This is a genomic window from Curtobacterium sp. 314Chir4.1 (assembly GCF_900215175.1).
Taxonomy (GTDB): Bacteria; Actinomycetota; Actinomycetes; order Actinomycetales; family Microbacteriaceae; genus Curtobacterium; species Curtobacterium pusillum_A.
Genome location: NZ_OCMI01000006.1, coordinates 98077 through 123605, shown reverse-complemented (window position 1 = coordinate 123605; position 25529 = coordinate 98077). Strand labels below are relative to the sequence as shown.

The window sequence follows — 25529 nt, the reverse complement described above, 5'->3', positions numbered from 1 at the left end:
CCGGCTGCTCGAGGGAGAAGGTCCGGGATCCGGGCGACAGCCTCCGACAAGTGGATCCGCTGAAGCCCTCAGTCGAGCCTCGCCAACCGCTGCCCCGCGATCGCCGCGAACCGCAGCGGGTCGGCCAGGGCGTCGTCGGGTTCTCCGGTCGTCTGCGTCGCCAGCACCGTCAACGACGCGGCGGCGTCGTAGTCGTCCAGCGGGGCATCGATCGCACCCGCGACGAGCATCGACCGAGCACCGGGAGCGTGCGACGCCGTCAGGGCCTGCACCACCGACGGCACCTTGCCCGCGGCGCTCTGCCCGTCGTACCGACCCTCGCCGGTGATCACCACGTCGGCCCCTTCAAGCAGCGCCGGGAGCCGCAGGACGTCCGCGACCGCCGAGGCCCCTCGAGCGAGCGTCGCACCCCAAACCAGGAGCCCGAACCCCACCCCGCCGGCGGCACCGGCACCCGGCGTGGACGGGTCGACATCGGGGTAGCGTCCCGCGAACGCGGCCAGTCGGTCGTCGAACTCCGCGACGCGATCGGGCGTGATGCCCTTCTGCGGCCCGAACACCGCGGCGGCTCCGGCCGGTCCGAGCAACGGCGACGTGACGTCGGTGAGCACCACGACCCCGTCGGGCGGGAGCGGCCGGTCACCGATGACGTCCAGGACCGACTCGCCGCCGTCGGTCGACGCACTGCCGCCGATGCCGAGCACCAGGCCCCTCACCCCGGAGGACAGCGCGGCGGCGATCGCCTCACCGAACCCGCGCGAGGTCGCGGTGTCCGGCAGCAGCTCCCCGCCGAGCAGCGGGAGTCCACTCGTCGCCGCGAGCTCGACCACGGCCCGCCCGTCGGGCAGCCGGAGCCAGGACGTGTCGACGGGGGAGCCGTCCGGTCCGGTGACGGTGATCGGGACGCGCACGGCACCGGGGACGGCGGTCTCGAAGGCGTCGAGCGTGCCCTCGCCGCCGTCGGCCATCGGCGCGAGCGTCACGGTGTCGTCCGGTCGCGCGGACAGCCAGCCGTCCCGGATCGCCTCGGCGACGGAAGCCGCGGTCGCGGTGCCCTTGAACGAGTCCGGCGCGATCACGACACGCATGCGTTGACCTCCTGGAAGCGGTTGCCGTCCGCGAGCGAACGCAGCGCGGCGTCCAGCAAGCGTTGCACGTGCAGGCCCCGTGTGACGTCCACCGTCGGGGGCGTGCCGTTGCGGACAGCGGCGGCGAACTCGGCCCGGATGCGCGCCCAGACCGCGTCGGGATCGATCACGGAACCGACGAACCGGGCGCGCGGTTCGTGGCCGAACAGGTCGATCTCGAACACCGATCCGTCGCCGCCGAACCGGCCGGAGGCGACGAGCTGACCGCGGGCGCCGCCGACGTGTTCCGTCTCGAGCAGGACGGCCTCGCCCGGCACCTCGGACGCACGGAGCGCCACGACCGGTCCGGCCGCGGCGTCCACGGCGTCGAGCAGGTGCGGCCCCAGGTCGAGCAGGACGCCGCCGTCCGCCCGCCAGCCGGTGCGTTCGCGTTCGCCGACGAACCCGCCGGGCAGCAGTCCGCCGTGGGCGTACCGTCCGCTGACGACGGTGGGGCCGGGGCGGTCGGCGATGGAGGACAGGAAGTCGCGCAGGCCGGCGGAGTACCGCCGGGTGAAGGCCACCAGCGTGGGGACGCCCGCCGTCACGGCCGCGTCGTGCAGGCGCTCACCGTCCAGCCTGGAGGCACCCAGCGGCTTCTCGAGCATGAGCGCGCGTCCGGCGCGTGCTGCGGTCACGGCGAGGTCCGCCTGGACGGCGGGTGGGACGGCGAAGTCGACGGCCTCGCTCGCGGCGACCAGGTCCTCGAAGTGCTCGAAGGCGGGCACGCCGTGGCGTGCCGCCAGCTCGGCCGCGCGCGCCGGTGTGTGGGACCAGATGCCGACGAGCTCGGTCTCGGCGCCCGCGGAGTGGAGTGGGGCGTGCATGCCGGCCGCCCACTGCCCCGCGCCGGCGAGACCGACCCGCACCGCGCCTCTCCCCACCGGCACGGCCGGGCCGCCGCTGGCGCGTCGGTCCGGAACCGGCGGCGTGGGCCCAGGCTGCTGCGGACCGACCTCGGGCATCACGCGAGCCGACCGTTGACCGCGTCGGCGGAGTAGAGCATCTCGGCGACCAGCCGGGCGTTGCCGACGACCCCGGCGTCCTCGCCGAGGGCCGACAGGGTCACGTCGAGGTGTCGCGTCGCTCGCGCCAGCGTGCGCGGGTAGAGGGTCTCGCGCAGCCCGGCCAGGAGCTGGGCGGAGGCGAGGTCGCCGCTCACCACGAGCGCCCGCGGGTTGACCATCGTGACGACCGTGGCCATGACCTCGCCGATGCGGCGGCCGGCCTCGTGGACCAGTGCGAGCGCCTCGACGTCGCCGGCGGCGAGCAGCGCCCGGACGTCACGGCCGGATGTCGCGTCGCGGCCTCGTGCGCGGAGCTCCCGGGCGACGGCGCCGCCGGAGGCGACGGCGGCCAGGCAGCCGCGGGAGCCGCACTGGCAGAGTGCGTCCTCGCCGGCGAGCCGGATGTGTCCGAGGTCACCCGCTCCGCCGTCCGAGCCGCGGTACACGTCGCCCCGGATCACGAGTCCGGCGCCGATGCCCGTCGACACCTTCACGAGGCAGAGCGAGGGGGAGTCGGGGTGGTTCGTGGCCTGCTCGCCGAACGCCATCGCGTCGGCGTCGTTCGCCACCGAGACCGGCACGGGGAACGTCTCCTGCAGGTGTTCGGCGATCGGGAAGGCGTCCCAGCCGGGCATGATCGGCGGCTCGGACGGCCGACGGGTCTCAGGGTCGATCGGCCCGGGGACGGAGACACCGACGCCCTCGAGCGTGCCGTCCTGCTCGTCGAGCAGTCCCTGGAGCGAGTCGCGGATCCGGGCGAGGACCACCAGCGGGCCGGCCTCGATGTGCACCTCGACGATCTCGCTCGACAGGATCCGGCCCGCACGGTCGGTGATCGCGGTGCGCGAGTGCGCCGTGTCGACGGTGGCGACCGCGAACACGCTGCGCGACACGTCGAACTGCAGGGTCGAGGGCCGACGGCCCCCTGTCGCGGTGCCCGTGCCGGTCTCGTGGACGAGGCCGGCGTCGATCAGCGCGTCGACCCGTTGCGCCACCGTCATCCGCGACAGGCCGGTGACCTCCTGCAGGTCGCGCCGGGTGTTGGCGACCCCGCGTCGGACGAGTGCGAGGACGTCACCGGGCCCTGATCCCACGCTCATCCCTTGTCCGCGCCGCTCGTCAGCCCCTCTGTCAGGGACCGCTCGGCGATACCGTACAGGACCACGATCGGGACGGTGAGCAGCACCGATCCGGCCATCAGCACCGTCTTCGACACCTCGATGCCGTTCGACAGCTGCGAGAGGCCGAGGGACACCGTCCACAGGTCGCGGTTCGCCGTGAGGAACAGCAGCGCGAACAGGAACTCGTTCCACGCGATCATGAACACGTACAGGCCGGTCGACATGATCGACGGCATCGCGAGCGGCACGACGATCTGCCAGAGGATGCGGCCACGGCCGGCACCGTCGATCGCGGCGGCCTCCTCGATGGAGTCCGGGATGGACTTCAGGTACGAGCGCAGCATGTGGATCGACACCGGGATGGTCTGCGCGATGTAGACGATCACGAGGCCGAACAGCGACTCGCGGATGCCCATCGCCGAGAACCCGACGAACAGCGGGATCGCGATGATGATCACCGGGAACAGGTACACCGTGAGGAACAGCGCGGAGACCTGGCGGCGGCCGAAGAAGTCCAGGCGGGCGACGGCGTAGGCACCGGCGATCGACACCCCGAGCGTCAGGATCGCGGTGACGATCGACACGATGGCCGAGTTCAGCATGAAGTGGCCGAAGCCCTGGCCGCCCTGGCTCTCCGGGGCGAGCACGTTCTGGTACGTCTGCAGCGTCAGCTCCTGCAGCGGGACCCAGAGTCGCGCCGGGTCGAGCAGCAGCTGCTCGATCGGCACGAAGCTCAGTTCGAGCATGTAGTAGAAGGGGAAGACGCAGGCGAGCACGAGCAGCCCGATGACGACCCAACGGAGCACGCGGAACAGCCGCGTCTGGATGGCGTAGGCGCGCATCAGTCCTCCTCCTCGCGACCCGCGAAGAACTTCATGTACACGAACAGGGAAACGGCGAGGATCGCGGACAGCACGAACGCGTTCGCCGCGGCGCCGCCGATGTCGAAGCTGCCCATGAGCTGGTCGTAGACCCGGACGGCGGACACCTCGGTGCCGGCCGCACCACCCGTGAGCAGGTAGATGTCGTCGAACTTGTTGAACGTCATGATCAGGCGCAGGACCGCGAGCAGGGACAGCACCGGCATGAGCTGCGGGAGCACCACGAGTCGGAAGTTCTGCAGCGGGGTGACGCCGTCGACCAGTGCGGCCTCCTCGATGTCGCCGGGGAGCGCCGTCAGCCGGGCGGTGATGAACATGAACGCGAACGGGAAGTAGCGCCAGATCTCGAACACGATCACCGTGATCAGGGCGTACGGGGCGCGGCCGAGGAAGTCGATCGGGTGGTCCCAGCCGAACCAGTTCTGGCCGACCCAGTTGACGATGCCGAACTGCGGGTTGAGCATGATCTGCCACACGAAGGTCACCGCGACGACGGGTGCGACGTAGGGCAGGAGCATGAGCGAGCGTGCGAGCCCGCGGCCGGGGAAGGCCGACCGGAAGGCCAGCGCGGCGACGAGGCCGAGCGCGATCGAGCCGCCGGTGCTCAGGACGGAGAACACGACGGTGGTCCACAGCGACGCCCAGAACGAACGATCGGTGAAGACGTCGGCGAAGTTCTGCAGCGTGAGCGGGTTGAGGAGCCCGTTGTCGGCGATGTCGATGAAGCTCGCCTTCTGGAACGCCATGACGAGGTTCCAGACGACCGGCACGATGACGATCGCCAGGACGATCACCGTCGTCGGCATCACCATCCAGAGTCCGGCGCGGTTGTCCCGGGCCGTGATCGTGTCGCGCCGTCTCGGGAGGCGCGGGGCGCGGGGTGCTGCGGTGGTCATCGTGTCTTCGCCTCGATCTCCTCGACGGCGTCCTGCGCCGTCTTCGCCGCGTCGCGCGGGGTGGTGGAACCGGACGCCAGGTCGGCGACGGACTTGCCGACCGGCAGCTGTGCGTTGAACGGGCCGAGCAGGGCACCCTGACCCTGCGGGATGGCCCAGCGGCGGATGGACTTCGGCACCGATTCGAGCGCCCGCATCGTCGACGCGTCGTAGATGTCGTCGAGGCGTTCCTTGCGGTCGACCCCGGCCTTCATCCGCAGCCAGGCCTGCTGGTAGCGGTCGGGCTCGGACGCGGTGCCGGTCCGGAGCGGGATCTTCCCCTCCGGTGCCATACCGAGCCACTGCTCGTAGCCGGTGGACATCATGTACTGCACGAACTGCTCGCTGGCGGAGCGGTTCGCGCCGTGCATCACCGCCCAGCTCGTCGCCTCGCCGTAGGTCGCGGGGTCCGAGCCGTCGGGCCCGCTGATCGCCGTGACGACGCCGCTGTGCTCGGCGAGCCACTTCCGGTCGTCGCGGCACCGCGGGCAGGTCGGGAGCGCGTCGTTCCGCAGGCCGCCGAGCTCGTCGAGGATGTACGTGGACCAGTCGACCATCGCCGCCTGGCCGGCGAAGTACGCGGCGCGGGTGGTGTCGACGGTCTGGGTGCCCTGCGGCGAGTCCTTCGCGGTGAGGTGTCCGTAGAGGTCCCAGGTGGCCTGACATGCCGTGCTCTCGAGCGCCACCTTGCCGGACGACCGCACGAGCTGGCAGTCGTTCCCGAGCGCGAGCGACTCGAAGGTCTGCTGCGTGAAGACGTCGGCCGGGTCGGTCGCGAGCGTGATGCCGTACTGCCCCCGCTTCGTCAGGACGTCGGCGGCCTTCTTGATCGCCGAGTACGTCGTGGGCGGCGCGAGGCCCGCCTGCTCGAACAGGTCCTTCCGGTACACGAGGATCTGCGCGTACGACGAGTCCGGCACGGCGAGCTGGCGGTCGCCGTCCTGGTCGAGGGCGAGCGCCGAGTCGACGAACGTGTCCGCGCCGAGCGATCGCACGATGTTCGCCGAGGCCGCGGTGTCGAGCAGGTCCTGCGTGTCGAACTGCCGCACGAGCGACAGCGGGATCGCGCCCATGACGTCGGGCAGGTCGCCCGAGATCGCGGCGGACGCGGTGAGCTGCGGGACCTGGTTCTCGTCGACCGGCACGAGCTTCACGCGGATGCCGGTCTCGTCGGTGAACCCGGCGATGATCCGCTTCGTCTCGGCGACGCGGTCGGGCTGGTTCTCCTCGGACCAGACGGTGATGGTCTTCGAGTCACCGCCACTGCCGTCCTTGGGGGACGCCGAGCAGGCGGTGAGTGCGACGGTCGCGGTCAGCAGCAGCGCTGCAGCAGCCGTGATCCGTCCGGGACGCGACGTCGTCATCGCGGCTCCTTCCGATGTGGGGGCGGATGGACTGTAACCCAACTTCTGCGCATTGTCTAAGCAGAAGTTGCTCAGGAGAAGTGCTAATGTCTCGGCGACCACGACAACGAGGACGGGACCAGTGACCGCAGTACTCCGCTTCGCAGCGCCGCGACGAGTCGAGATCGTCGACGTACCGAGCGCCGAACTCCATCCAGGCGAGGTGCGCGTCCGCACGCTCGTCACCGGGATCTCCGCCGGTACCGAGATGACCGCGTACCGGGGGACGAACCCCTACCTCACGAGCGAGTGGGACCCGGACATCCGGCTCTTCCGCGCCGCCGACGAGCAGCGTCCGCCCGCCTACCCGCTCGACGGCTGGGGTTACTCCGAGGTTGGCGAGGTCATCGAGGTCGCCCCGTTCGCGGACGGCACCCTGCCGGACGGCGCACCCGAGGTCGGCGACGTCGTCTGGGGCATCTGGGGGCACCGCGCCGAGGGCGTCCTGCCCGTCGACAAGCTCGTCGGCCACACCCTGCCCGAGGGGCTCGACCCGCTGTCCGGCTCGTTCGTCCGAGTCGGTGCGATCGCCCTGAACGGCGTGCTCGCGGCCGACCTCGGCGTCGGCTCGACCGTGGTGGTGTTCGGCCAGGGCGTCATCGGCCTGCTCGCCACCCGCCTGGCAGTGCTCAACGGCGCGACCGTCATCGCCGTGGACGGCATCGCGTCGCGTCGGGAGCAGGCGCTGGCGATGGGGGCGTCGCACGCCCTCGAGCCCGGCGCCGAGCTCGCGCTGCGCGTCCGTGAGCTCACGGACGGTGCCGGTGCCGACGTCGCCATCGAGCTGAGCGGCAACTACCACGCCCTGCACGACGCCATCCGCACGGTCGGCGTCGACGGCACGGTCGTCGCGTCCGGGTTCTACCAGGGCGCCGCACAGCCGGTCCGCCTCGGCGAGGAGTTCCACCACAACCGCGTGCAGGTCATCGCCTCGCAGATCGGTGCGGCCCCCACACGGCTCCGCGCCCGCTGGGACGTGCCGCGCCTGCAGCGTGCGGTCGTCGACGCGATGGCGTCCGGCAAGCTCGACCCGCGTCCGCTGGTCAGCCACCGCTACCCGCTGGCCGACGCCGCGACCGCGTACGAGATGCTCGACACCGACCCGTCGGCTGCGCTGCAGGTCGTCCTGGAGCTGCCGTGAACCGCCTGACCGTCCAGGAGCAGCACGTCCCCGGTGCCTCGCTCGAGCAGAAGGCCGACACCGCCCGGAGCTGGGGCTTCGACGGCCTCGAACTCCGCAGTGCCGGTGACCTCGGGTTCGCCGCACGCCTGCCCGCGCTCAAGCGCGCCGCTGCCGCCGGGGTGTACATGCCCACCACGTGCGTCGAGATGTCGCACTTCATCGGAGCGTTCGACGCCGACCTGCGTGCCGACGCGATCGTGCAGATGCGGTCGCAGCTCAGCGTGATGGCGGAGATCGGCGGCGTCGGGGTGATGACGCCGGCGTCCTACGGCATGTTCTCCCGTCGCCTGCCACCGTTCGAGCCGCCCCGTTCCGAGGCCGACGACCGTGCCGTGCTCGTGGACGCGCTCGGGCAGCTCGGGGAGCACGCCGTGGCCGAGGGCGTCACGCTGTTCCTCGAGCCGCTCAACCGCTACGAGGACCACATGGTGAACCGGCTCGCCGACGCCGCGTCGCTCATCCGCGAGGTCGGTTCCGACGGCGTCCGGATCGTGGCCGACACCTACCACATGAACATCGAGGAATCGGACCCGGCGCAGGCGCTCCTCGACGTCGCCGACCTGATCGGGCACGTGCAGGCCAGCGACTCGAACCGCCTCGAACCCGGGGCCGGGCACGTCGACTGGGCCCTGTTCGGTGCGACCGTGCAGGCGATCGGCTACACCGGCAGCATCGCCATCGAGTCGCGGCTCTCCGGGCCGGCCGCCGAGGTCCTGCCGACCGTCCCCCCGCTCCTGCAGAGGTACCTGTGACGCGGCAGACCGCGACGGCGCGGACCGCAGGCGCCACGTCCGCGCGCGCCGCCGCGACCGAGGTCCTGCTCGCGAACTGGCGCGGCGACCACACCGTGCCAGCCGCCGGGCTCTACCCGCACCAGTGGTCGTGGGACTCGGCCTTCATCGCGTTCGGACTCCGGCACGTCTCCCCGCGTCGTGCCCGCCTCGAGCTGGAGACCCTGCTCGGCGCGCAGTGGACCGACGGACGCCTGCCGCAGATCGTGTTCGATCCCGCCAAGGGCGCCGAGTACTCCCCGGGGCCGTCGTTCTGGCGCTCGTCCGAGATCCCGGGGTCGTCGCCCGTCGCCTCCACGGCCGGGTTCGTCCAGCCAGCCGTGCACGCCTGGGCGGCGCTCGCCGTGCACGAGTCCGATCCGTCGGGGTCGGACCGCGCCCGGTTCCTCGAGCGCGCCTACCCGCGGCTCGTCGCCTGGCACGCGTACCTCGCCGAACGTCGCGACCGCGGTGGTCGTGGACTGATCAGCATCGTGCACCCCTGGGAGCCGGGCACGGACAACTCCCCGCTCTGGGACACCGTCCTCGCCACCGTGCCGGACACCCCGCGCGACCCGTTCGACCGCCCCGACCTCGCACACGCCGGCGACGGCGAACGCCCCTCGGACCGTGACTACGGCCGGTACTACTGGCTCGCCGAGCGCTACCGCGACCACGACTGCGACGACCACGACGACGCCTACCCGTTCCTCGTCGAGGACCCGCTGTCGAACGCCCTCCTCGCCCGGTCCGAGCTCGCGCTCGCCGACATCGCCGGGCACATCGGCGCCGACCCGGCACCCCATCGTGCCCGGGCCGCCGACCTGACCGCCGCGCTCGACCAGCTCTGGCACGACGACCTGGGCATCCACACCGCCGCGGACACCCGCACCGGCGAACTCGTCCCCGTCGCGACCGTCAACGGCCTCGTGCCCCTCGTGCTGCCGGGGATCCGGCACGCCGACCGACTCGTCGAGACCCTCACCGGCCCCGGGTTCCTCGGCTCCGGCGCACGCCTCGTCCCGAGCACGGCGGTCACCGCGGACGCCTACGACCCGCGCCTGTACTGGCGCGGACCGGCCTGGTTCAACACCTCGTGGCTCGTCGCCGAGGGCACCTGCGTCCAGGGTCGCCCGGACATCGCCGACGGCCTGCGCCGAGCGATCGTCGACCTCGCCGCCCCCGGGGACCACCCCGAGTACGTCGGGCCGGCCGACGGCACCCCGCACGGCACCCGCCGGTTCTCGTGGACCGCGGCGCTCGCGCTCGACGTCCTGCACGGACGACGGTCGTGACCGAGGCGACCGTCCTCGTCGGCGGCGGCGCGATGCTCCGGTCCGACGAGGACGGCGGCGTCCGCCAGCTCCCCGACGACCCGGCACGCGGGCTGTTCCTCCGCGACTGCCGCGCACTCTCCGCACGCGCCCTCCTGGTGGACGGACGTCCGCTCGACGTCGCCGCGAGCACGATCAGCCGCAGCGTGCGGTCCGTGGTGCTCCTGCCGCGCGGCGCCCGCAACGAGTCGAGCGACGTGCTCGTCGTCCTGACACAGCGGGTCGGCGCGGACTGCCTCGACGAGTGGGTCACCGTCCGCAACGCCGCGCACGAGGACCGCGAGGTCGAGGTCGCCCTCGAGGTCGCCGTCGACGCCGCCGACCCGTTCGCGCTCCGCTCCGACAAGCGGACCTTCGACCGCTCGGACGCCGTCCGCACGATCATCCCGGACGACCGCGGCGTCACCGTCGCACACCGCCGCCGCGCGTACGCGATCGCGTTCCGCACCGAGAGCGACGGCCCCCTCGCCGAGGTGACCGTCAGCGAGCAGGACACCAGCGCCCGCCTCGTCCGTCGTGTCACGGTCGCCGCCGGCCAGGAGGCGCGGATCGCCTTCCGCACGCGCGTCGCAGACGCGGACACGGTCGGTTCCGCGAGCCCCGCACCGGTCCCCGCCTGGCCGGCGCGACCCGACGTCGTCGAGCCCCACGATCTGTGGAGCCGAGCACAGGACGACCTGCAGGCGCTCCGGATGCCGGCCCCGGGCCTCCCGGCCGACAGCGGCGACCACGTCGTCGGGGCGGGCGTGCCCTGGTTCCTCACCCTGTTCGGACGCGACTCGCTGCTGACCGCGCTGCTCGCCGCCGACGACGCACCGGACCTGCTCGTCCCGGTGCTGCGGGCGCTCGCCGCGGAACAGGCGACCTCGTTCGACGCTGCCCGCGTCGCCGAGCCCGGGAAGCTGCCGCACGAGCTCCGCATCGACGAGCTGGCCGTCCTCGACGAGGTGCCCTACCGGCACTACCACGGGTCCGTCGACGTCACCCCGCTGTTCCTGATCGGTCTCGGGCAGGCACCGGACGACGTCGCGCGCGAACTCGAACCCGCCGCACGTGCCGCCGTCGAGTGGATGCGCAGTGCGGGCGGACTCGGCGAACACGGTTTCCTCCGGTACACCCCCGACCCCGCGGGGCTGATCCACCAGGGGTGGAAGGACTCCGAGGACGCCGTCGCCCACGCCGACGGACGTGTCGTCGACTCCGGCGCGATCGCACTGTGCGAGGTGCAGGGCTACGCGTGGCGCGCGCTCGTCGACACGGCGGCACTCGCGCGCGAGGTCTGGGGCGACCCTGACTACGCCGCCACGCTCGAGGGCGAGGCCGCCGCGTTGCGCACCCGCTTCCGTGACGCGTTCTGGAGCGACCGCATCGACGTCCCCGTCCTGGCGCTCGACGGCGACGGCGCCCGGGTCGAGGTGGTGTCGTCGAACATCGGGCACCTGCTCTGGTCGGGCATCCTGTGGCCGCACGACGCCCGGGTCGTGACGGACCGGTTGCTCGCGGACGATGTGTTCTCCGGCTGGGGGCTCCGGACCCTCGCCGCCGGGAGTGCCCGGTACGCCCCGCTGTCGTACCACAACGGCTCGGTGTGGCCCCACGACACCGCGCTCGCCGCCGTGGGGATGGCCTCGTACGGGCACGACGCGGCAGCCCGGGTGCTCGCCGAGGGGCTGCTCGCGGCGGCGGAGGCCTGTGGCGGGACCCTGCCGGAGCTGTTCGGCGGCATCGAGCGGTCGGCGTTCCCGGTGCCCGTGGCGTACCGGCAGGCGGCTCGGCCGCAGGCGTGGGCGGTCGCGGCGGTGCTGGCGGTGTTGCGACTGGTCTGACGAGCCGGTCCGGGCCCGGTGTGGACGAGACAGGTCAGGGCGTCAGAGGGAGAAGCGGGGATGGGGTGCCCCGCCGGTCGCGAGGTCGGCGATCATGTCACCGAGCAGCGGTGCGAACTTGAAGCCGTGGCCGGAGAACCCGGTGGCGACGGTGATCGGGCCCCGACGGTCGATGACGAAGTCCTCGTCGGGGGAGTTGTCGTACAGGCAGCTGATGAACGTCGGCTTCGACGCGTCGACACCCGGCACGAACCGCTCCACGTACGCCTGCAGCCGCGCGGCCTCGGCGGGCACGGGCGTGAAGTCCCGGTGGTCCGGGTCGACGACCGGTCCGGTCCCGTGGAACCCGACCTTGACGCCCTCGCCCGGGGTGAGCAGGCCGTAGACGTCGTCGCCGTCGGCCCAGTGCACGAAGCTCGGCCAGGCCTCGTCCGGCAGGTGGCTGGGGAAGTGGGCGGGCTGCTCCTGGGTGACGCGGATGGCCGGGAGGCGCGCCCCGCGTTCCGCGAGCAGGTCACCGATCAGCGTCGGGGCCCACGAGCCCACCGCGGCCACCACGGACGCGGTGCGGACCGCCTCGGTGCCGCCGTCGGCGGCCGTCAGGGTGACGGTCACGGCGTCGCCGTGGTCCTCCACGCGGGTGACCCGGGTGTCGAACCGGAGGTCGGCGAGCCCCGTGCGCTCGGCCAGGGTGAGGAAGAGCTCGATCGCTTCGGCGGAGTGGATGCGCCCTGCCGTGGCGTGCGTGAGGACGTGTCCCTCGAACGCGATGCCGGGCCAGCGGGCTGCCGCTTCGTCCGGGGTGAGGGTCTCGTGCGGGATGCCCGCGTCGGTGAGCGCGGCGGCGATGGCGTCGACGACCTCGACGCGACCGTGGTCCACTGCGCCGGTCCGGTCGATCAGGGTCGTGTCGCCCGCGGCCTCGAGCGCTTCCCACAGTTCCAGTGCGCGGGTGGTCAGTGCGACGTACTCGGCGTCGGCGTACCCCTGCCGGAAGATCCGCGTCGCACCGTGCGAGGACCCGTGGTGGTGTCCGCGTTCGTGCTGCTCGACCAGGAGCACACGCTCGCCGCGGGCGGTCAGGGCGTACGCGGTCGCGGCACCGACGACCCCGGCGCCGATGACGATGGTGGGGGAGGACACGTCGCGATCGTAGTACCGGGTCGTTTCCGACAGGTGTCGTCGATGACGTCGTGCGACGTTCAGTCCTCGGTCGTGAACGCCCGCAGGACCGCCGCGGCGGACCTCGCGACCAGGGCGTCGTCGTACGCCGCTGCCGGGTCGTGCTTCGTCGTCAGGACCGAGATGGTGATCTCGTTGCCGTCGGTCGTCGTGACGCGGGCGATGTCGTTGCGGATGCCGCCGGCGCCGCCGGACTTGTCCGCCACCGCCCACCCCGTCGGTGCGCCGGCGCGGATGAGGGTGTCGCCGGTGGCGTTGCCGCTCATCCAGTCCCGGAGCTGCGCGGTGTCGGAGGCGTTCAGCGTGTGCCCGTCGAACACCCTCGCCAGGTCCGCGGTGAACGCGGCGGGGGTGGTCGTGTCCTCGGTGCTGCCGGGTTCGATCGTGTTGAGGTCCGGCTCGTCGTTGACCACCTCGGTCGTGGTGTCGCCGAGCGCAGCGAGGGCGTCGTCGAGTCCCTTCGGTCCGCCGATCCGCGTGAGGACGAGGTTCAGCGCCGTGTTGTCGCTCTGTCGGACCGCCGCATCGACGAGTTCGGTGTACGTCAGTCCGTCGGGGATGTGCTGCTCGGTCACGGGGGAGTGCCCCGCCGCCGTGACGTCGGCCGCGGTCCAGTGCACGCGTTCGACACGGGCGGCGCCGTGCACCGACCGCAGGAACTGCGCCGCTGCGAACGCCTTGAGCGTCGACGCGTACCCGAAGCGACGGTCGCCGTTGTACGAGATCGTCGCGCCGGTCGTCGTGTCGGTCGCGACGACGCCGACCGTTGCGTCGTACTCCCGCTCGAGGGCGGCGAGGGACCGCGCAACGGCGGCGCGGTCTGGTCCGCTGACCGCCGGTGTCGCGCTGGATCCGGTCGCGGTCGGTGCCGCGGTGCCGGTGCCGGTGCCGCAACCGGCGAGTGCGAGTGCGACGACGACGCCGCTGGCGACCATGGCGGTGGAGTGGCGCATGGGGGCACCCTGCCGCGGGTGCCTGGACCCGCGCCGGGAACGACGACCCGCGTGGCATCGGGGAAGTGCACGAGCCCGGCGTGTTGCACGTGGAGACCGGCTCCGCAGAAGAGAGCGAGTGACGGGAATCGAACCCGCGCTACCAGCTTGGGAAGCTGGAGTTCTACCATTGAACTACACTCGCGCGCCCCGCTCAGCGGGACGTCGCAAGCCTAGCGGATTCTCCGCTGGACGCCAGCCGAGCGCCCACGGTGCGCCGCGTGGCGGACGCGATCCGTGCCTCCAGGCCGTCTGCCGCGGCACCCCGCGGACGCGAGCCGGGCGCACCCGTGTCTCCGCTGTGAGCCCGCCCGCCTGACGGACAGGTGTCGTGCGCGTGTGTACCGTCCAGGTGGATCGAGCGACCCGCGAACCCGAGGAGGCCCGGATGGTCAGACATCCCCTCATCGACGACGTGGTCGGCCCCGCCATCGTGGTCGAGTCCGCTTCGCCGGTGGTGTGGCTGACCGAAGCGCTCGCCTCCCTCCTCCGACGTGCATCCGAGTCCGGACGCATGGTCGTGCTCCGCACCGGCCTGAACTCCGCGATCACCCCCGCCCTGCGACACGCGTTGGGAGCGCACGGGGCTGCGTGGGCCGTGGTCGCCGCCGACGGCACGTTGCGCGACGGACGCACGGGGGTCGCTGCTTCCGGCATCGAGGACTTCGTCCAGCGCGGGCCCGAGCTCGTCGGGACGCCCGCAGCCGGGCACCCGGTCGCCGCCGACTCCGTCCGGCAGATCAGCATCGACCTGACGCTCCGGCACCACTCCGAGCGGGCGATCGACATCGGCTCCGCGATCGAGGCACTGTGCGAGACGGTCGGCACCTGCCCGACGCGTTGGGGCACCGCGGAACCGCTCACCGTGCCGTGGGACCGCTGGGTCGTCACGCAGTACGCCAAGCACGAAGCGCCGGCGATCTCGACCTCGTACGCCGTGGGCGAGGGGTTCTCGGCGACCATGACCGCGCACCTGCTCGACGGGGTCGTCGTCGAGACGATGTCCGCCGTGCTGACCATCCCCGAGGACGGGGCAGACCCGGCCCTCGCGACGAAGCTGCTGGACGCCGTGCACCGCGTCGCGGACGACGTCGAACCGGTCTTCGGCGTGGTGATGCAGCGACGCGGAGACGTCGACCACCTCGTCCGCGCGGTGTCGCACGGCGAACCCACGCCGCTCGCGGTCGTCGTCGGACCGGAGGCCTCGCAGTTCCTCGACCGCGACGGCGTCTGGCCGCCACCGCGCACCACCACGTCGACGTTCGGCGGCGGCGGGCTCGTGGTGCGGTTCGACGACGGCTGGGAGGCGCTCGAGGCGTTCCTGGACCGCATCGACGAGGACCGCTTCCTGCAGCTCGTCGGCGGCGCACCGCTCGACCCGGCGCACGACGAGGGCACGCTCGACGGACACGTCAGCGGAGCTGGTGGTCCGGGCCACGGCGGTTCTGGTTCGCACGCGTTCGGCGGTCACAGTGCCCCGTGACGTCACCCTGCTCTGCCGGGAAGCAGTGGAGACGCGCGACGTCGCCGAAGCCCTGCTCCTGCACGACGAGACCTGGGGTGTCCGCGCGCTCGACGACGGCCCGATGATGCAGGTCTGCCGGGACGCCACGCACCCGGTCATCACCGTGCTCGGGGTGCGGCGGGTGGACTCCCTCGACGAGGTCGAACGGATCCTGCCCGACGCTCCAGCCCTGTCCACGCCGTTGTGGTGGGTGGACACGGTGACCCCGGCGGGGGCGGACGGCGAGTCCGGCATCTCGGCTGCGCTCGAGGCCGCGTTGGACCTCGACGCGGTCTGCATCGTGCACGGCGACTGACCGTCGCAGCGCGGCGTGCGCGCCGCGCTGCGCAGTGTGCGAGCTTTCGTCCAGCGTGCGACCCGATCGGCCTCGCACCGAAGGCGGAACCTCGCACCGTCGGAGGCGGAGCGTCGCACGGTGCGAGGCGGTTGCACGTGCCTGGGACCGTACGCGGCGCGTTCCGGGACCTTCCGCGACGCGCTGCGTGGCTCGGCGCAGCCCGCGCGTGTCCCCAGTTGTGGTGCGAACGCCGGTTTCGAGACCCGCGAGTACCCGATCCGGCTCTACGGTGTGAACACCCGAGCCGACGAGCCGGGCGCGCACGCTCCTCGTCGGCACCGCTCTTCTCACTGAACAGGGCTCCAGTGCGTACACAACCCCAGAAGCGTGCCGTCGCGCGCGCTCGCAGCATCCTCGCCGGCTTCGTCGTCGCCGGTCTCGCCGGTCTTGCAGTCCTCGGGGCGGGCGCGACCACCGCGTCGGCCGCCGCTCCGGCGCAGACCACCTTCGTGCAGGAGGGCTTCACGGGCGCGTCCGCCGGCACCGGCTACATCCTGCCGACGACGACCGCGTCCGGCGGGAACGTCGCGTGCCTCACCGCGCGCCCGTCGTCCGGCACGAACACCGGGTCGATCCCGACCTGTTCGGGTACGACGGACGCCGACGGGTCGGGTGCACTGCGCCTGACCTCGAACGTGAACAACCAGTCCGGTGGTGTCGGTGCGAAGCAGTCGGTGCCGATCACCAAGGGCATCGACGCGGTCTTCAACAGCTACCAGTACAACGGCACCTCGGCCGACGGCATCGTGTTCTACCTCGCCGCGACCGACCCGTACAACCCGACCGTCCCGGCGAAGATCGGGTACCTCGGCGGGTCGCTCGGCTACAGCGCCAGCACCGCGAACAACGCGCAGGGGCTGTCGCACGCGTACCTCGGCATCGGCCTCGACCGGTTCGGCAACTTCGCGAACCGCCAGTTCGGTGGCACCGGATGTGACGCCGACGCGGGGACGAACGGCACCCTGTACGCGAACGCCGTGACGGTGCGCGGCCCGGGCGACGGCTCCACCGGGTACTGCGTGCAGTCGAAGACGCTGGTGACCGGCTCCCTCAACAAGACGAACGTCACCGACCGCGCGCAGGCGAAGGTCCCGGTCGAGATCGTCATCAACCCGACCTCGTCGATGCTGACCGCGCAGGAGAACACGTCCGTGTCCGTCCCGGCCGGTCAGTACGCGGTCATCTTCACCTCCATCGGTGGGACGCAGCAGGTCGTGACCGGCGCGCTGCCCAAGCTCGGGACGTCGTCGAACGCCGCGAACATCGACTCGTCGTGGATCGACCCTGCGACCGGCTACCCCTACAAGCTCACCTACGGCTGGGTCGCGGGCACGGGCGGACAGAACGACGTGCACGAGGTCAACTACCTCAAGACGACGACGGCCGCCGGTCCGGTGCCGGTGCTGACCGCCCAGCCTGGAGGCACGTCCAGCGTCGCGCACGCCGGCTCCGGCACGTACACGGTCACCCCGACCGTGTCCGCCGACGGCGGGTCGGAGTCGCAGCTCGTCCGCACCACGACCACCTTCCCCGCGGGCTTCACGCCCGCGGCCGCTGCCGCGACCGGTGACGGCTGGACCTGCTCCGCGTCCGGCCAGGTCGTCACGTGCGACCAGGCCGCCGCGGACCGCACCCCGGGGACCGTCCTCCCGCAGCTGACGATCCCGTACACGGTGTCCGGCGCCGCGCGCACCGCCACCGTGTCGACCGTCGTCGCGTCGACGGACGCCGAGGCGATCACCATCACCCGAGCCGTCACCGTCGAGCCGCAGCCGAGCACCGTCACGGTGTCCGAGGCGTCCGCGACCGTGGGCGACCGCGCCACCCTGAGCGCGACCGTGGCCTCGGGTGCGGCGCAGGGCGGCACCACGCCGATCGGCACCGTCACCTTCACCGACACGACGACCGGTGCGACGCTGTGCTCCGCGACGATCGCGTCGGGGGTCGCGTCCTGCACCGTCGCCACCTCCGAGGTCGGGACGAAGGGCATCACCGCCACCTACTCGGGTGACTCGGACCACACCGCGGCCAGCGGCACCGGTTCGCTCGTCGTCTCGGAGATCCCGACCGAGATCGCGCTGACGTCCGACCCCGAGTCGGCGGCGTACGGCGAGACCGTGACGCTCGGCGTCGACGGACTCGAGGGCCAGGACGGCACGCTGGCCGCGCCGACCGGCACCGTCGAGTTCCGCGAGGGCGACACGGTCCTCTGCACGGCGACGCTCCCGGACACGAGCTGCGACGTCACGGGTCTGTCCGCCGGGAAGCACTCCGTCACGGCGGTCTACTCGGGTGACAGTCGGTACGCGGCGTCGACCGCGGTGGCCGTGGACCTCGCGGTGCGCAAGGCGTCGACCACGCTGACGCCTGCTCCCTCCGACCCGTCCGACCCGACGGACCCGTCAGGACCGTCGGACCCGTCCGACCCGTCGGACACCACGGTGACGGTCACGCACGGCGAGACGACCACGCTCGACACCCCGAAGGTCCCGAAGGACGCCACCGGCACCATCGACTACGTCGCGGACGACGGCACGGTCCTCTGCACCGCGACCCTGCCGGACACCACGTGCGCGGTCCCGTCGGACCTCGCCGGTGGGAAGTACCGCGTGCACGCGAAGTACAGCGGTGACGACAACTACGAGCCGGCCGAGGGCGAGCCCTTCGACCTGGTCGTGACCGCGCAGCCGACCGAGCTCGTGGCCTCCACGGACACCGCCCACACGGTCGTCGGGAAGAAGGTGCGTCTGAGCGCCTCCGGCCTGCCGGCGGGTGCGACCGGCACGGTGACGTTCACCGCGGCAGACGGCACGGTCCTGTGCACGGCCACGCTGCCGGAGACCGACTGCGAGACCGACGCGCTGCCGGTCGGCACGAACACCGTGACGGTCGCGTACAGCGGGGACGCGTCGTTCGCGGCGTCGAGCACCTCGCTCGAGGTCGTCGTCGACGCTGCACCCGTCGTGGACCCGGGCACCGACCCGACCGACGACCCGACGACCCCGGCCGACCCGTCGTCCTCGGCGACGCCGTCGCACGCCCCGTCGGCCACCGGCGACACGCCGAGCGCGGGGGAGCTCGCGTTCACCGGCTCGCCGCTCGCGATGGGCACGGGCATCGGTCTCGCCGCAGCCCTGCTCTTGGCCGGACTGGTGCTGCTGATGGTCTGTCGGACCCGCGCTGCCCGGGAGTCCGCGGAGTCCGCGGAGTAACCGACCGGGCACAGTCCCACGAACCGCGCACCGTGCGACCCTCGCACGGTGCGCGGTTCTGCGTCCGGCGCTGCGCAGTGTGCGAGGTCCCGCGCAGCGTGCGAGCCGATCTGCCTCGCACCGCGCGCGGAACCTCGCACACTGCGGGCGGGGACGTGGCGTGACCTCGCACGGTGCGACCACCGCGACCCCGGTACCCCGGGACCCCGCTGCCGTGTCAGTCGCGGTCGTGCATCGCGGCGAGCCGCTCGTTGTACGCCCTGAGGTCGGCGTCCCCGTCGCGGTCGGCCTTGCGGTCCAGGCGCTTCGCGTCGCGGGAGTCCGACTTCACCCAGTTCCGCACCACGAGCAGCGCGACGAACACCATCGGGAGCTCGGACGCCCCCCACGCGATCCCGCCGCCCGTGTGCTGATCGTCGAGGAGTGCCGCGTCGTTGGTCTGTCCGAGCGCGTGGAACCAGTCGAGCGCGAACACCGACTGCGAGGTCATCACCGCGACGCCGAAGAACGCGTGGAAGGCCAGGGTCGCGAGCAGGGCGATGATGAGGATCGGGTACTGGGGCCGCGCCGGGCCCGGGTCGACGCCCACGAACACCCAGAAGAACAGGTACCCGCTGAACACGAAGTGCACGACCATCGCGACGTGCCACTCGTGCGACTGCATGGCGTACTGGTACGCCGGCGTGAAGTAGAACACCACGAGGGAGCCCGCGAAGATGACACCCGCGACGGCCGGCCGCGCCAGGAACTGCATGTACCGCGAGTGCGTGAACAGCATGAGCCACTCGCGGGCACCGCGCGATCCGTCGTTCCGCACCGGCAGGGTCCGCAGCGCGAGGAGCACCGGTCCACCGAGCACGAGCGGCAGCGGCACGAACATCATCAGCAGCATGTGCTGGAGCATGTGCGACGAGAAGTGGATCATCCCGTAGACCGCTGGTCCCGCCGAGGTCGTCCAGATGAACAGCGCGCAGCCGAGCAGCCATGCGATCGTGCGGCCGACGGGCCACTTGTCGCCGCGCTTCCGGAGCTTGCGGACGGCGAGCAGGTACCAGCCGGCACCGACGACCGCGAGCGCGAGCCACACCCAGTCGACGTGCCACTGCGTCAGGTACGTGTGCACGGTCTGGGCCGGCGGGTACGGGAACCCGATCAGGCCGGAACGGGTGTCCTCACCGGTCTCGGGCGTCTGCGGGATCGGCGGCTGCGAGCGCGACACCGCGACGGAGACGCCGATGGCCACGGCCATGAAGACGACCTCGGCCAGGGCGAACCGGGTGAACGACCGCCGGTCGAGCGGGGAACGGAGCAGGGCGGGGACGAGTCGGCGACGCTGTACCACCCCGGCGAGCCCGAGCAGCACGAGGATCACGGCCTTCACCGTGATGAGCCACCCGTACGTCGTCGTGAAGAGGTCGAGCGGGCCGGTCAGCCGGAGCGAGGCGTTCACGATGCCCGAGAACGCGACGGCCGCGAAAGCCCACCCGGCGAGCGTCGAGTAGCGGGACGCGACCCGCCCGGTGGCACCCTTCGTCCGGGTGCGCAGGACCAGCACGGCGACGAGGCCGCCCGCCCAGACGCACACCGCGACGAGGTGCACCGCGAGCGAGTTCACCGCGTTCGCGTGCTCGAGCGAACCGGCCGCGTGCCCGGAGAGCGCGAGGGGGAGCAGTGCGAAGAGGCCCGCGACCGTGGCCACGGCCAGGGTGGTGACGCGGGTGGCGAAGGCGGCGACGACGGTCGCGACGAGGATCGCCACGGCGGAGACGACGAGTGCCTGGCCGATCTCGACCTGGAACGCGAAGAGCATGAAGTTCCGCGCGAACACCGGGCTGGTGAGCGGGACGCCGAGGGTGTTCGCCCCCGTGAAGACGATGCTCACGACCGCCGCGAGGAACCACACCGCACCGGTCGCAGCCGCCCAGCGCGACGCCCGGTGCTGCACGCTCGACATCGCGCCGTGGTCCTTCTTCTGCGCCGGCAGCGCGAACGCCCCGACGACCAGGAGCCCGATCGTCAGCGCCGCCATCGTGTCGTGCACGACCCGCGCGACGGGCAGGCCGTACTCGACGAGGTCGCCCGCGGACACCAGCTGCTGGTTCGCGGTGAACGCTCCCGTGAGCGTCAGTCCGAGGATCGAGCACGCGACCGCGAGCGGGATCGCGATGACGAGGACCGTCGCGACGGTGGACGTGCGCGCGGTGACGGGCGCGGATTCCGGCGCCGCGCCTCCAGGCTGGGTTTCGGGTGACGTGACGGTCATGACCGTCCAATGGTAGGCGTCTCGGCTGGGCCCACGCCGCCGGTTCCTGAGCGACGCGCCAGCGGCGGTCAGGCCGTGCCGGTGGGGAGAGTCGCCGGATCCGGCTGCGGTCCGCCTCAGGGTCGCGTCGTCAGACGCGGCGCTCCCAGATCCCCTCGCTGCCGACCCCCACGAACCCGACCGCCTCGTTGACGTCGAGCATCGGCCGGTTCTCCTCGGCGTTGAACGTGATGATCGAGGGCCGGCCCGGGAAGTCCCGCTCGACGTGCTCGATGCCGGCCACCTTGAGGAGCCAGCCGAGCCGGTGCCCGCGGTGCTCCCGCAGCACGAGGGTGTCCCACTGCATGACCGCGCGAGCCGGGTCGTCCGGCACCGCCAGCTGCGTGAAACCGGCCAGGGTGGTACTCGGAACGTGTTCGACCGCGACCGTGAGCATGGTCCGCGGCGCCCGGGCGAGCTCCGCCTCGTGCTCCCGGAGACGGTCGGCGGTCCAGACGTCCTCCGGTTCGTCCATGTCGCCGTTCGGCGCGTCCGTGCTCATCCGTGTCTCGAGGAGTGCGAGTCCGTCGAGCCAGTGCTCGGGCGTCCGACCGGTCCACGAGTGCACGCGGTAGTCCGGACCGGCGGCGGCGACCGCGCGGTCGTGGAGCTCCCGGACGACCGAGTGGTCGGTCGGCAGACCGAGTCGGCTGATCCGGTTGACCTGCCCGAAGCGCCAGCCGCGGCCGGTGAGGAACCGCACGCCGGCCTCGTCGGCGGGGACCGCGCCGAACCCGGTGGGTGCGGCGACGAAGCCGTGCCCCGACGCCGGTCCGACCTGCCGGGACACCGCGTACGTCTTCCACTGCGTACGGCCCTCGGCGTGGGCGAGCTGCTCGAGGTGGTCGGCGAGCAGCGTGCCGACGCCGCGGCGCTGGTGCTCGGGGGCGACGCCGATCGCGATCCAGCAGTTCGGGGTCCCCGGGGCCTGCTTGGTGTCGTACGAGCCCGCGGCCACGACCGTGCCTTCGGCGTCCCGGACGACGAACAGCCGGCTCGGCGCCTCGGGATCGTGGCACATCGGGAGGTACTCCTCCGGCTTCCACGACAGCTCGGTCAGTCCGTGCACGGCGACCTCGGCCGCATCCGACACCGCGAGCCACTCGCGGAACGCCCGTACCGTCGCGGGGTCGTCGTCCATCGTGGCGGGCACGTCGAGTTCGTGCACGGCGTACGCGGTCATGTCGGTTCCTCCCGGCAGTGTGACGCCGCCCGACACTGGGCAGCCTCGCAGCATATCGAGCCGGCCGCGAGGCCGCTAGGCTTCTGCGCGTGCTGCTCTCCGACCGCGACATCACCGCCCAGCTCGCCGAAGGCCGGATCGGGCTCGACCCGTACGACGCCTCGCTCGTCCAGCCCTCGAGCATCGACGTCCGGCTCGACAAGTTCTTCCGGCTGTTCGACAACCACAAGTACCCGCACATCGACCCCGCGGTGGACCAGCCGGACCTGACCCGTCTGGTGGAGACCGACCCCGACGAGGCGTTCGTGCTGCACCCGGGGGAGTTCGTCCTCGGCTCGACGTACGAGGTCGTCACGCTCCCCGACGACATCGCGGCCCGGCTCGAGGGCAAGAGCTCGCTCGGACGCCTCGGCCTCCTGACGCACTCGACCGCCGGCTTCATCGACCCGGGCTTCTCGGGGCACGTGACCCTCGAGCTGTCGAACGTGGCGACCCTGCCGATCAAGCTCTGGCCGGGCATGAAGATCGGCCAGCTCTGCTTCTTCCAGCTGTCGAGTCCCGCCGACAAGCCCTACGGCTCCGCCGAGTACCAGTCGCGCTACCAGGGGCAGCGCGGGCCGACACCGTCCCGCTCGGCGCAGAACTTCCTGCGGACGGACGTGTCCCGCCGCCCGTAGCACGCCGCAGCCGCGGGAGGATTGCGATACGAAATGTCGCATGCTGTGTATCGTGACAGCATGTCCGCAGTTCTCCCCAGACCCGCGCCACCAGTGTCGGCGGCCGAGCTCATCCGCGACGCCCGACTGCGCGCCGAGCTGACCCAGGTGCAGCTCGCCGTCCGTGCCGGGGTCACGCAGAGCGTCATCAGCACCTACGAGAACGGTCGGCGTGAGCCGTCCCTCGTGGCGCTCCAGCGGCTGCTGCTCGCCGCCGGGTTCACGACGGTGATCGACCTGCGTCCGATCGAGGAGCCGCAGCCGCTCCGTGACCGGGTGACCGCGGTCCGCCAGGAGCTCACCGCGATCGTGCACCGGTACGGCGGACGCGACCCACGGTTGTTCGGCAGCGTCGCCCGCGGCGAGGACGGTCCGAGCAGTGACGTCGACCTCATGGTGGACCTCGAGCCTGGCCTCGGGATCTTCGCGCTCATGCGGATCCAGGACGCCGCCGAGCAGCTCCTCGGCGTCCGGGTCGACGTCGTCGATGCAGCGGGGATGGGCGCTGACGCCGTCCAGGACGCGGTGCCCCTGTGAGCCGCGACGTCGGGGACCGGCTCGACGACGTCATCCGGGCGTGCGGGGTGATCCGCCGGTACGTCGACGACGACGCGCTTCCGGAGGACCTGGTGTACGACGCGGTCCGGATACGACTCGTCGAGATCGGTGAGGCGGTGCGGATGCTCCCGAGCGCGGTGACGTCCGCGGAGCCGGGCATCCCGTGGTCGCGGGTTTCCCTGTTGGGGGAGCGCCTGACCCGGCGCTACTTCGACACCACGCCCGCGGTGGTGTTCGGGACGGCGCGCGTCGACGTGCCCTCCCTGTGCGAGGCGGTCCGCCGCCTGCGTGCGGCGCACGCCTGACCGGCGGCGGCGCGGCGGCGCGGCGGCGTCTCGTCTCATCGAGACGAGACGCCGCCGGGCGGGCGAGACGAGACGCCGCCGGGCGGGCGAGACGAGACGCCGCCGGGCGGGCGAGACGACCTCGCGGTCGCGAGACACCGCTCGAACCGGCGGCGTCTCGCTGACGTGCCGGTGTCCGAGACCGGAGGCGGTGTCGCGCCGGCGTACCGCGTTCCGGACTGGAGGCGCGGTGCGGGGCCGACCCGTGCCTCCAGTCCGGTGGTCGGCCGGCCCCATGGCGGCGCCTGGCCGGGCCGGGACACCGCACCGTCCCGGAGACGCCCCGGCTGACGCGAGACGCCGCCGGGTCCCGCGGTGTCTCGCGGGAGCGAGCGCGTCTCGCGCCGGCCACGGCGTCTCGCGTACGCGAGACGGCCCCGTCTCGCCGAGGCGATACGGGGCCGTCCGTGGTGCGGGGGGAGATCAGCCCTTCTTGGCGAGTGCCTCGAGGGTGTCGTTGCCCTTGTAGGCCTCGACCGCGTTCTCCTTCGTGACGAGGATCGGGGTCAGCTCGACCGCCGGGACCACCTTCACGCCGTTGTCGTTGTTCTTGTCCTTCGTCGTCTTCGGCGTCTTGCCGTCGGCGAGGTCGGACACCAGGTCGATGGCCGCCTGGGCCTCTTCCGTGGTGTTCTTGTAGATCGTCGAGTACTGCGTGCCGTTCATGATGAGCGGGATCGACGCGGTCTCCGAGTCCTGACCGGTGACGATGGGGTTCGGCTTGCCGGCCGCCTTCGTCGCGGTGAGGATCGCACGGGCGAGCGTGTCGTTCGGCGAGAGGACCCCGTCGAGCTCGGTGCTCGTGTACGACTTCGTCAGGATGTCGGTCATGCGGGACTGCGCGTTCTGCGCGAGCCAGCCCTGCGTGGTGACCTTCGAGAACGAGGTCTGACCGGAGACGACCTTCACGGTGCCGTCGTCGATCTTCGGCTGCAGGACGTCCATCGCACCGTTGAAGAACACGGAGGCGTTGGCGTCGTCCGGCGAACCGGCGAAGAGCTCGATGTTGTACGGGCCGCTCGACTTCTTGGCCTTCATGCCGTCCAGGAGGGCCTGGGCCTGCAGCTGACCGACCTTGAAGTTGTTGAACGCCACGTAGTAGTCGACGTTCTTCGTGTTCAGGATGTTGCGGTCCCAGGCGATGACGGTCGCGCCGGACTTCTTCGCCGCGGAGACCTGCGTGCCGAGCTGCGAACCGTCGGCCGCACCGACGATGATCGCCTTCGCGCCCTTGGTGACCATGGACTGGATCTGGCCCTGCTGGTCCGGAACCGGGTTGCCGGCGTTCGCGTACTGGATGTCGGCCTTGAAGCCGGCGTCCTCGATCGACTTCTTGAACGCGGCGCCAGCGAGCACCCAGTTCTGCGAGGTCTTCGCCGGGAGGGCGACACCGATGAGGTCGCCCTTCTTGATCCCCGAGCCCGAGTCCGAGCCGGAGGTGCCGCGAGCCGAGCAGCCGCTGAGGGCGAGGCCCGCGACGAGCGCCAGGCCGATGCCGGCGATGAGCTTCTTGCGCATGTGATTGCTTTCTCTTCGTTGAGGGGTTGGTGCTGTGGTGAGGGGTTCGTGCGCCCCGGTCGCCCGGGGCGCC

Annotated in this window: 21 protein-coding genes and 1 tRNA gene; 10 read left to right on the top strand and 12 right to left on the bottom strand. The window is 72.0% G+C overall.

The genetic code is table 11. The annotated features are described in order from the left end of the window. Positions 1–68 precede the first annotated feature (68 nt). The 6 genes from CRP27_RS17430 to CRP27_RS17405 are packed head-to-tail and all read right to left on the bottom strand — an operon-like array spanning position 69 to position 6435. The gene (locus CRP27_RS17430) at positions 69–1088 is read right to left on the bottom strand and encodes a glycerate kinase (protein WP_097181875.1); all 1020 of its coding nucleotides are present in this window, start codon (positions 1086–1088) and stop codon (positions 69–71) included. Further along, positions 1076–2092 (bottom strand): Gfo/Idh/MocA family protein, encoded by a 1017-nt coding sequence (locus CRP27_RS17425; RefSeq protein ID WP_097181874.1) that lies wholly within the window; start codon positions 2090–2092, stop codon positions 1076–1078. The genes CRP27_RS17430 and CRP27_RS17425 overlap by 13 nt, the downstream gene beginning before the upstream one ends. After that, entirely contained in the window at positions 2092–3234 is a 1143-nt protein-coding gene (locus CRP27_RS17420; RefSeq protein ID WP_097181873.1) for an ROK family transcriptional regulator, read from the bottom strand. Before CRP27_RS17420 ends, CRP27_RS17425 begins: the two co-directional genes overlap by 1 nt. Beyond that, a complete protein-coding gene (locus tag CRP27_RS17415) occupies positions 3231–4097 on the bottom strand; it encodes a carbohydrate ABC transporter permease (RefSeq protein WP_097181872.1) in 867 nt (288 codons plus the stop codon). Before CRP27_RS17415 ends, CRP27_RS17420 begins: the two co-directional genes overlap by 4 nt. Continuing rightward, complete coding sequence (locus CRP27_RS17410; RefSeq protein ID WP_097181871.1) at positions 4097–5032, bottom strand: carbohydrate ABC transporter permease; 936 nt, start codon at positions 5030–5032, stop codon at positions 4097–4099. Before CRP27_RS17410 ends, CRP27_RS17415 begins: the two co-directional genes overlap by 1 nt. After that, positions 5029–6435: an ABC transporter substrate-binding protein gene (locus CRP27_RS17405; RefSeq protein WP_097181870.1), complete on the bottom strand. Its 1407-nt coding sequence runs from the start codon at positions 6433–6435 to the stop codon at positions 5029–5031. Before CRP27_RS17405 ends, CRP27_RS17410 begins: the two co-directional genes overlap by 4 nt. Before the next feature lie 121 nt (positions 6436–6556). Here CRP27_RS17405 and CRP27_RS17400 point away from each other — a divergent pair, with 121 nt between their 5' ends. From CRP27_RS17400 to CRP27_RS17385, 4 genes are read left to right on the top strand one after another with little or no spacing between them, the layout of a single operon-like run. Next, positions 6557–7615: a zinc-binding alcohol dehydrogenase gene (locus CRP27_RS17400; RefSeq protein WP_097181869.1), complete on the top strand. Its 1059-nt coding sequence runs from the start codon at positions 6557–6559 to the stop codon at positions 7613–7615. Beyond that, a complete protein-coding gene (locus CRP27_RS17395) occupies positions 7612–8409 on the top strand; it encodes a sugar phosphate isomerase/epimerase (RefSeq protein ID WP_097181868.1) in 798 nt (265 codons plus the stop codon). Before CRP27_RS17400 ends, CRP27_RS17395 begins: the two co-directional genes overlap by 4 nt. Next, positions 8406–9722, top strand: coding sequence for a hypothetical protein (locus CRP27_RS17390; RefSeq protein WP_097181867.1), 1317 nt, complete (start codon positions 8406–8408; stop codon positions 9720–9722). Before CRP27_RS17395 ends, CRP27_RS17390 begins: the two co-directional genes overlap by 4 nt. After that, the gene (locus CRP27_RS17385) at positions 9719–11587 is read left to right on the top strand and encodes a glycogen debranching N-terminal domain-containing protein (protein ID WP_141399815.1); all 1869 of its coding nucleotides are present in this window, start codon (positions 9719–9721) and stop codon (positions 11585–11587) included. Before CRP27_RS17390 ends, CRP27_RS17385 begins: the two co-directional genes overlap by 4 nt. A gap of 42 nt (positions 11588–11629) precedes the next feature. Here the strand turns inward: CRP27_RS17385 and CRP27_RS17380 are convergent, their stop codons facing one another. From CRP27_RS17380 to CRP27_RS17370, 3 genes are all read right to left on the bottom strand, one after another. Further along, positions 11630–12730: an FAD-dependent oxidoreductase gene (locus CRP27_RS17380; protein ID WP_097181865.1), complete on the bottom strand. Its 1101-nt coding sequence runs from the start codon at positions 12728–12730 to the stop codon at positions 11630–11632. Between the two features lie 59 nt (positions 12731–12789). Continuing rightward, complete coding sequence (bla, locus tag CRP27_RS17375; protein ID WP_097181864.1) at positions 12790–13722, bottom strand: class A beta-lactamase; 933 nt, start codon at positions 13720–13722, stop codon at positions 12790–12792. A gap of 113 nt (positions 13723–13835) precedes the next feature. Continuing rightward, positions 13836–13906 (bottom strand) — tRNA-Gly (locus CRP27_RS17370). A gap of 243 nt (positions 13907–14149) precedes the next feature. Between CRP27_RS17370 and CRP27_RS17365 the strand changes: the two genes are divergently transcribed. From CRP27_RS17365 to CRP27_RS17355, 3 genes are all read left to right on the top strand, one after another. Further along, the gene (locus CRP27_RS17365) at positions 14150–15244 is read left to right on the top strand and encodes a DUF6177 family protein (protein WP_097181863.1); all 1095 of its coding nucleotides are present in this window, start codon (positions 14150–14152) and stop codon (positions 15242–15244) included. Next, positions 15234–15581: a hypothetical protein gene (locus CRP27_RS17360; protein ID WP_097181862.1), complete on the top strand. Its 348-nt coding sequence runs from the start codon at positions 15234–15236 to the stop codon at positions 15579–15581. The genes CRP27_RS17365 and CRP27_RS17360 overlap by 11 nt, the downstream gene beginning before the upstream one ends. 347 nt (positions 15582–15928) lie before the next feature. Then, positions 15929–18835 (top strand): Ig-like domain repeat protein, encoded by a 2907-nt coding sequence (locus CRP27_RS17355; protein WP_097181861.1) that lies wholly within the window; start codon positions 15929–15931, stop codon positions 18833–18835. 217 nt (positions 18836–19052) lie between these two features. Here the strand turns inward: CRP27_RS17355 and CRP27_RS17350 are convergent, their stop codons facing one another. After that, a complete protein-coding gene (locus CRP27_RS17350; RefSeq protein WP_097181860.1) occupies positions 19053–21098 on the bottom strand; it encodes a cytochrome c oxidase assembly protein in 2046 nt (681 codons plus the stop codon). A 130-nt stretch (positions 21099–21228) separates the two neighbouring features. Continuing rightward, entirely contained in the window at positions 21229–22320 is a 1092-nt protein-coding gene (locus tag CRP27_RS17345) for a GNAT family N-acetyltransferase (RefSeq protein WP_176505668.1), read from the bottom strand. A gap of 89 nt (positions 22321–22409) precedes the next feature. Here CRP27_RS17345 and dcd point away from each other — a divergent pair, with 89 nt between their 5' ends. From dcd to CRP27_RS17330, 3 genes are read left to right on the top strand one after another with little or no spacing between them, the layout of a single operon-like run. Next, complete coding sequence (gene dcd / locus CRP27_RS17340; RefSeq protein ID WP_097181858.1) at positions 22410–22997, top strand: dCTP deaminase; 588 nt, start codon at positions 22410–22412, stop codon at positions 22995–22997. 60 nt (positions 22998–23057) lie between these two features. Then, positions 23058–23573: a helix-turn-helix domain-containing protein gene (locus CRP27_RS17335; RefSeq protein ID WP_097181857.1), complete on the top strand. Its 516-nt coding sequence runs from the start codon at positions 23058–23060 to the stop codon at positions 23571–23573. After that, complete coding sequence (locus CRP27_RS17330) at positions 23570–23899, top strand: DUF86 domain-containing protein (RefSeq protein WP_097181856.1); 330 nt, start codon at positions 23570–23572, stop codon at positions 23897–23899. Before CRP27_RS17335 ends, CRP27_RS17330 begins: the two co-directional genes overlap by 4 nt. A 462-nt stretch (positions 23900–24361) precedes the next feature. Here the strand turns inward: CRP27_RS17330 and CRP27_RS17325 are convergent, their stop codons facing one another. Beyond that, a complete protein-coding gene (locus tag CRP27_RS17325; protein ID WP_097181855.1) occupies positions 24362–25456 on the bottom strand; it encodes a sugar-binding protein in 1095 nt (364 codons plus the stop codon). Positions 25457–25529 lie beyond the last annotated feature (73 nt).

Excerpts from the sequence above, each read along its gene's own strand:
- CRP27_RS17425 (WP_097181874.1), bottom strand. The coding sequence starts at position 2,092 with ATGCCCGAGGTCGGTCCGCAGCAGCCTGGGCCCACGCCGCCGGTTCCG.
- CRP27_RS17405 (WP_097181870.1), bottom strand. The coding sequence starts at position 6,435 with ATGACGACGTCGCGTCCCGGACGGATCACGGCTGCTGCAGCGCTGCTG.
- CRP27_RS17325 (WP_097181855.1), bottom strand. The coding sequence starts at position 25,456 with ATGCGCAAGAAGCTCATCGCCGGCATCGGCCTGGCGCTCGTCGCGGGC.
- CRP27_RS17430 (WP_097181875.1), bottom strand. The coding sequence starts at position 1,088 with ATGCGTGTCGTGATCGCGCCGGACTCGTTCAAGGGCACCGCGACCGCG.
- CRP27_RS17420 (WP_097181873.1), bottom strand. The coding sequence starts at position 3,234 with ATGAGCGTGGGATCAGGGCCCGGTGACGTCCTCGCACTCGTCCGACGC.
- CRP27_RS17335 (WP_097181857.1), top strand. The coding sequence starts at position 23,058 with ATGTCCGCAGTTCTCCCCAGACCCGCGCCACCAGTGTCGGCGGCCGAG.
- CRP27_RS17410 (WP_097181871.1), bottom strand. The coding sequence starts at position 5,032 with ATGACCACCGCAGCACCCCGCGCCCCGCGCCTCCCGAGACGGCGCGAC.
- bla (WP_097181864.1), bottom strand. The coding sequence starts at position 13,722 with ATGCGCCACTCCACCGCCATGGTCGCCAGCGGCGTCGTCGTCGCACTC.
- CRP27_RS17345 (WP_176505668.1), bottom strand. The coding sequence starts at position 22,320 with ATGACCGCGTACGCCGTGCACGAACTCGACGTGCCCGCCACGATGGAC.
- CRP27_RS17350 (WP_097181860.1), bottom strand. The coding sequence starts at position 21,098 with ATGACCGTCACGTCACCCGAAACCCAGCCTGGAGGCGCGGCGCCGGAA.
- CRP27_RS17415 (WP_097181872.1), bottom strand. The coding sequence starts at position 4,097 with ATGCGCGCCTACGCCATCCAGACGCGGCTGTTCCGCGTGCTCCGTTGG.
- CRP27_RS17365 (WP_097181863.1), top strand. The coding sequence starts at position 14,150 with ATGGTCAGACATCCCCTCATCGACGACGTGGTCGGCCCCGCCATCGTG.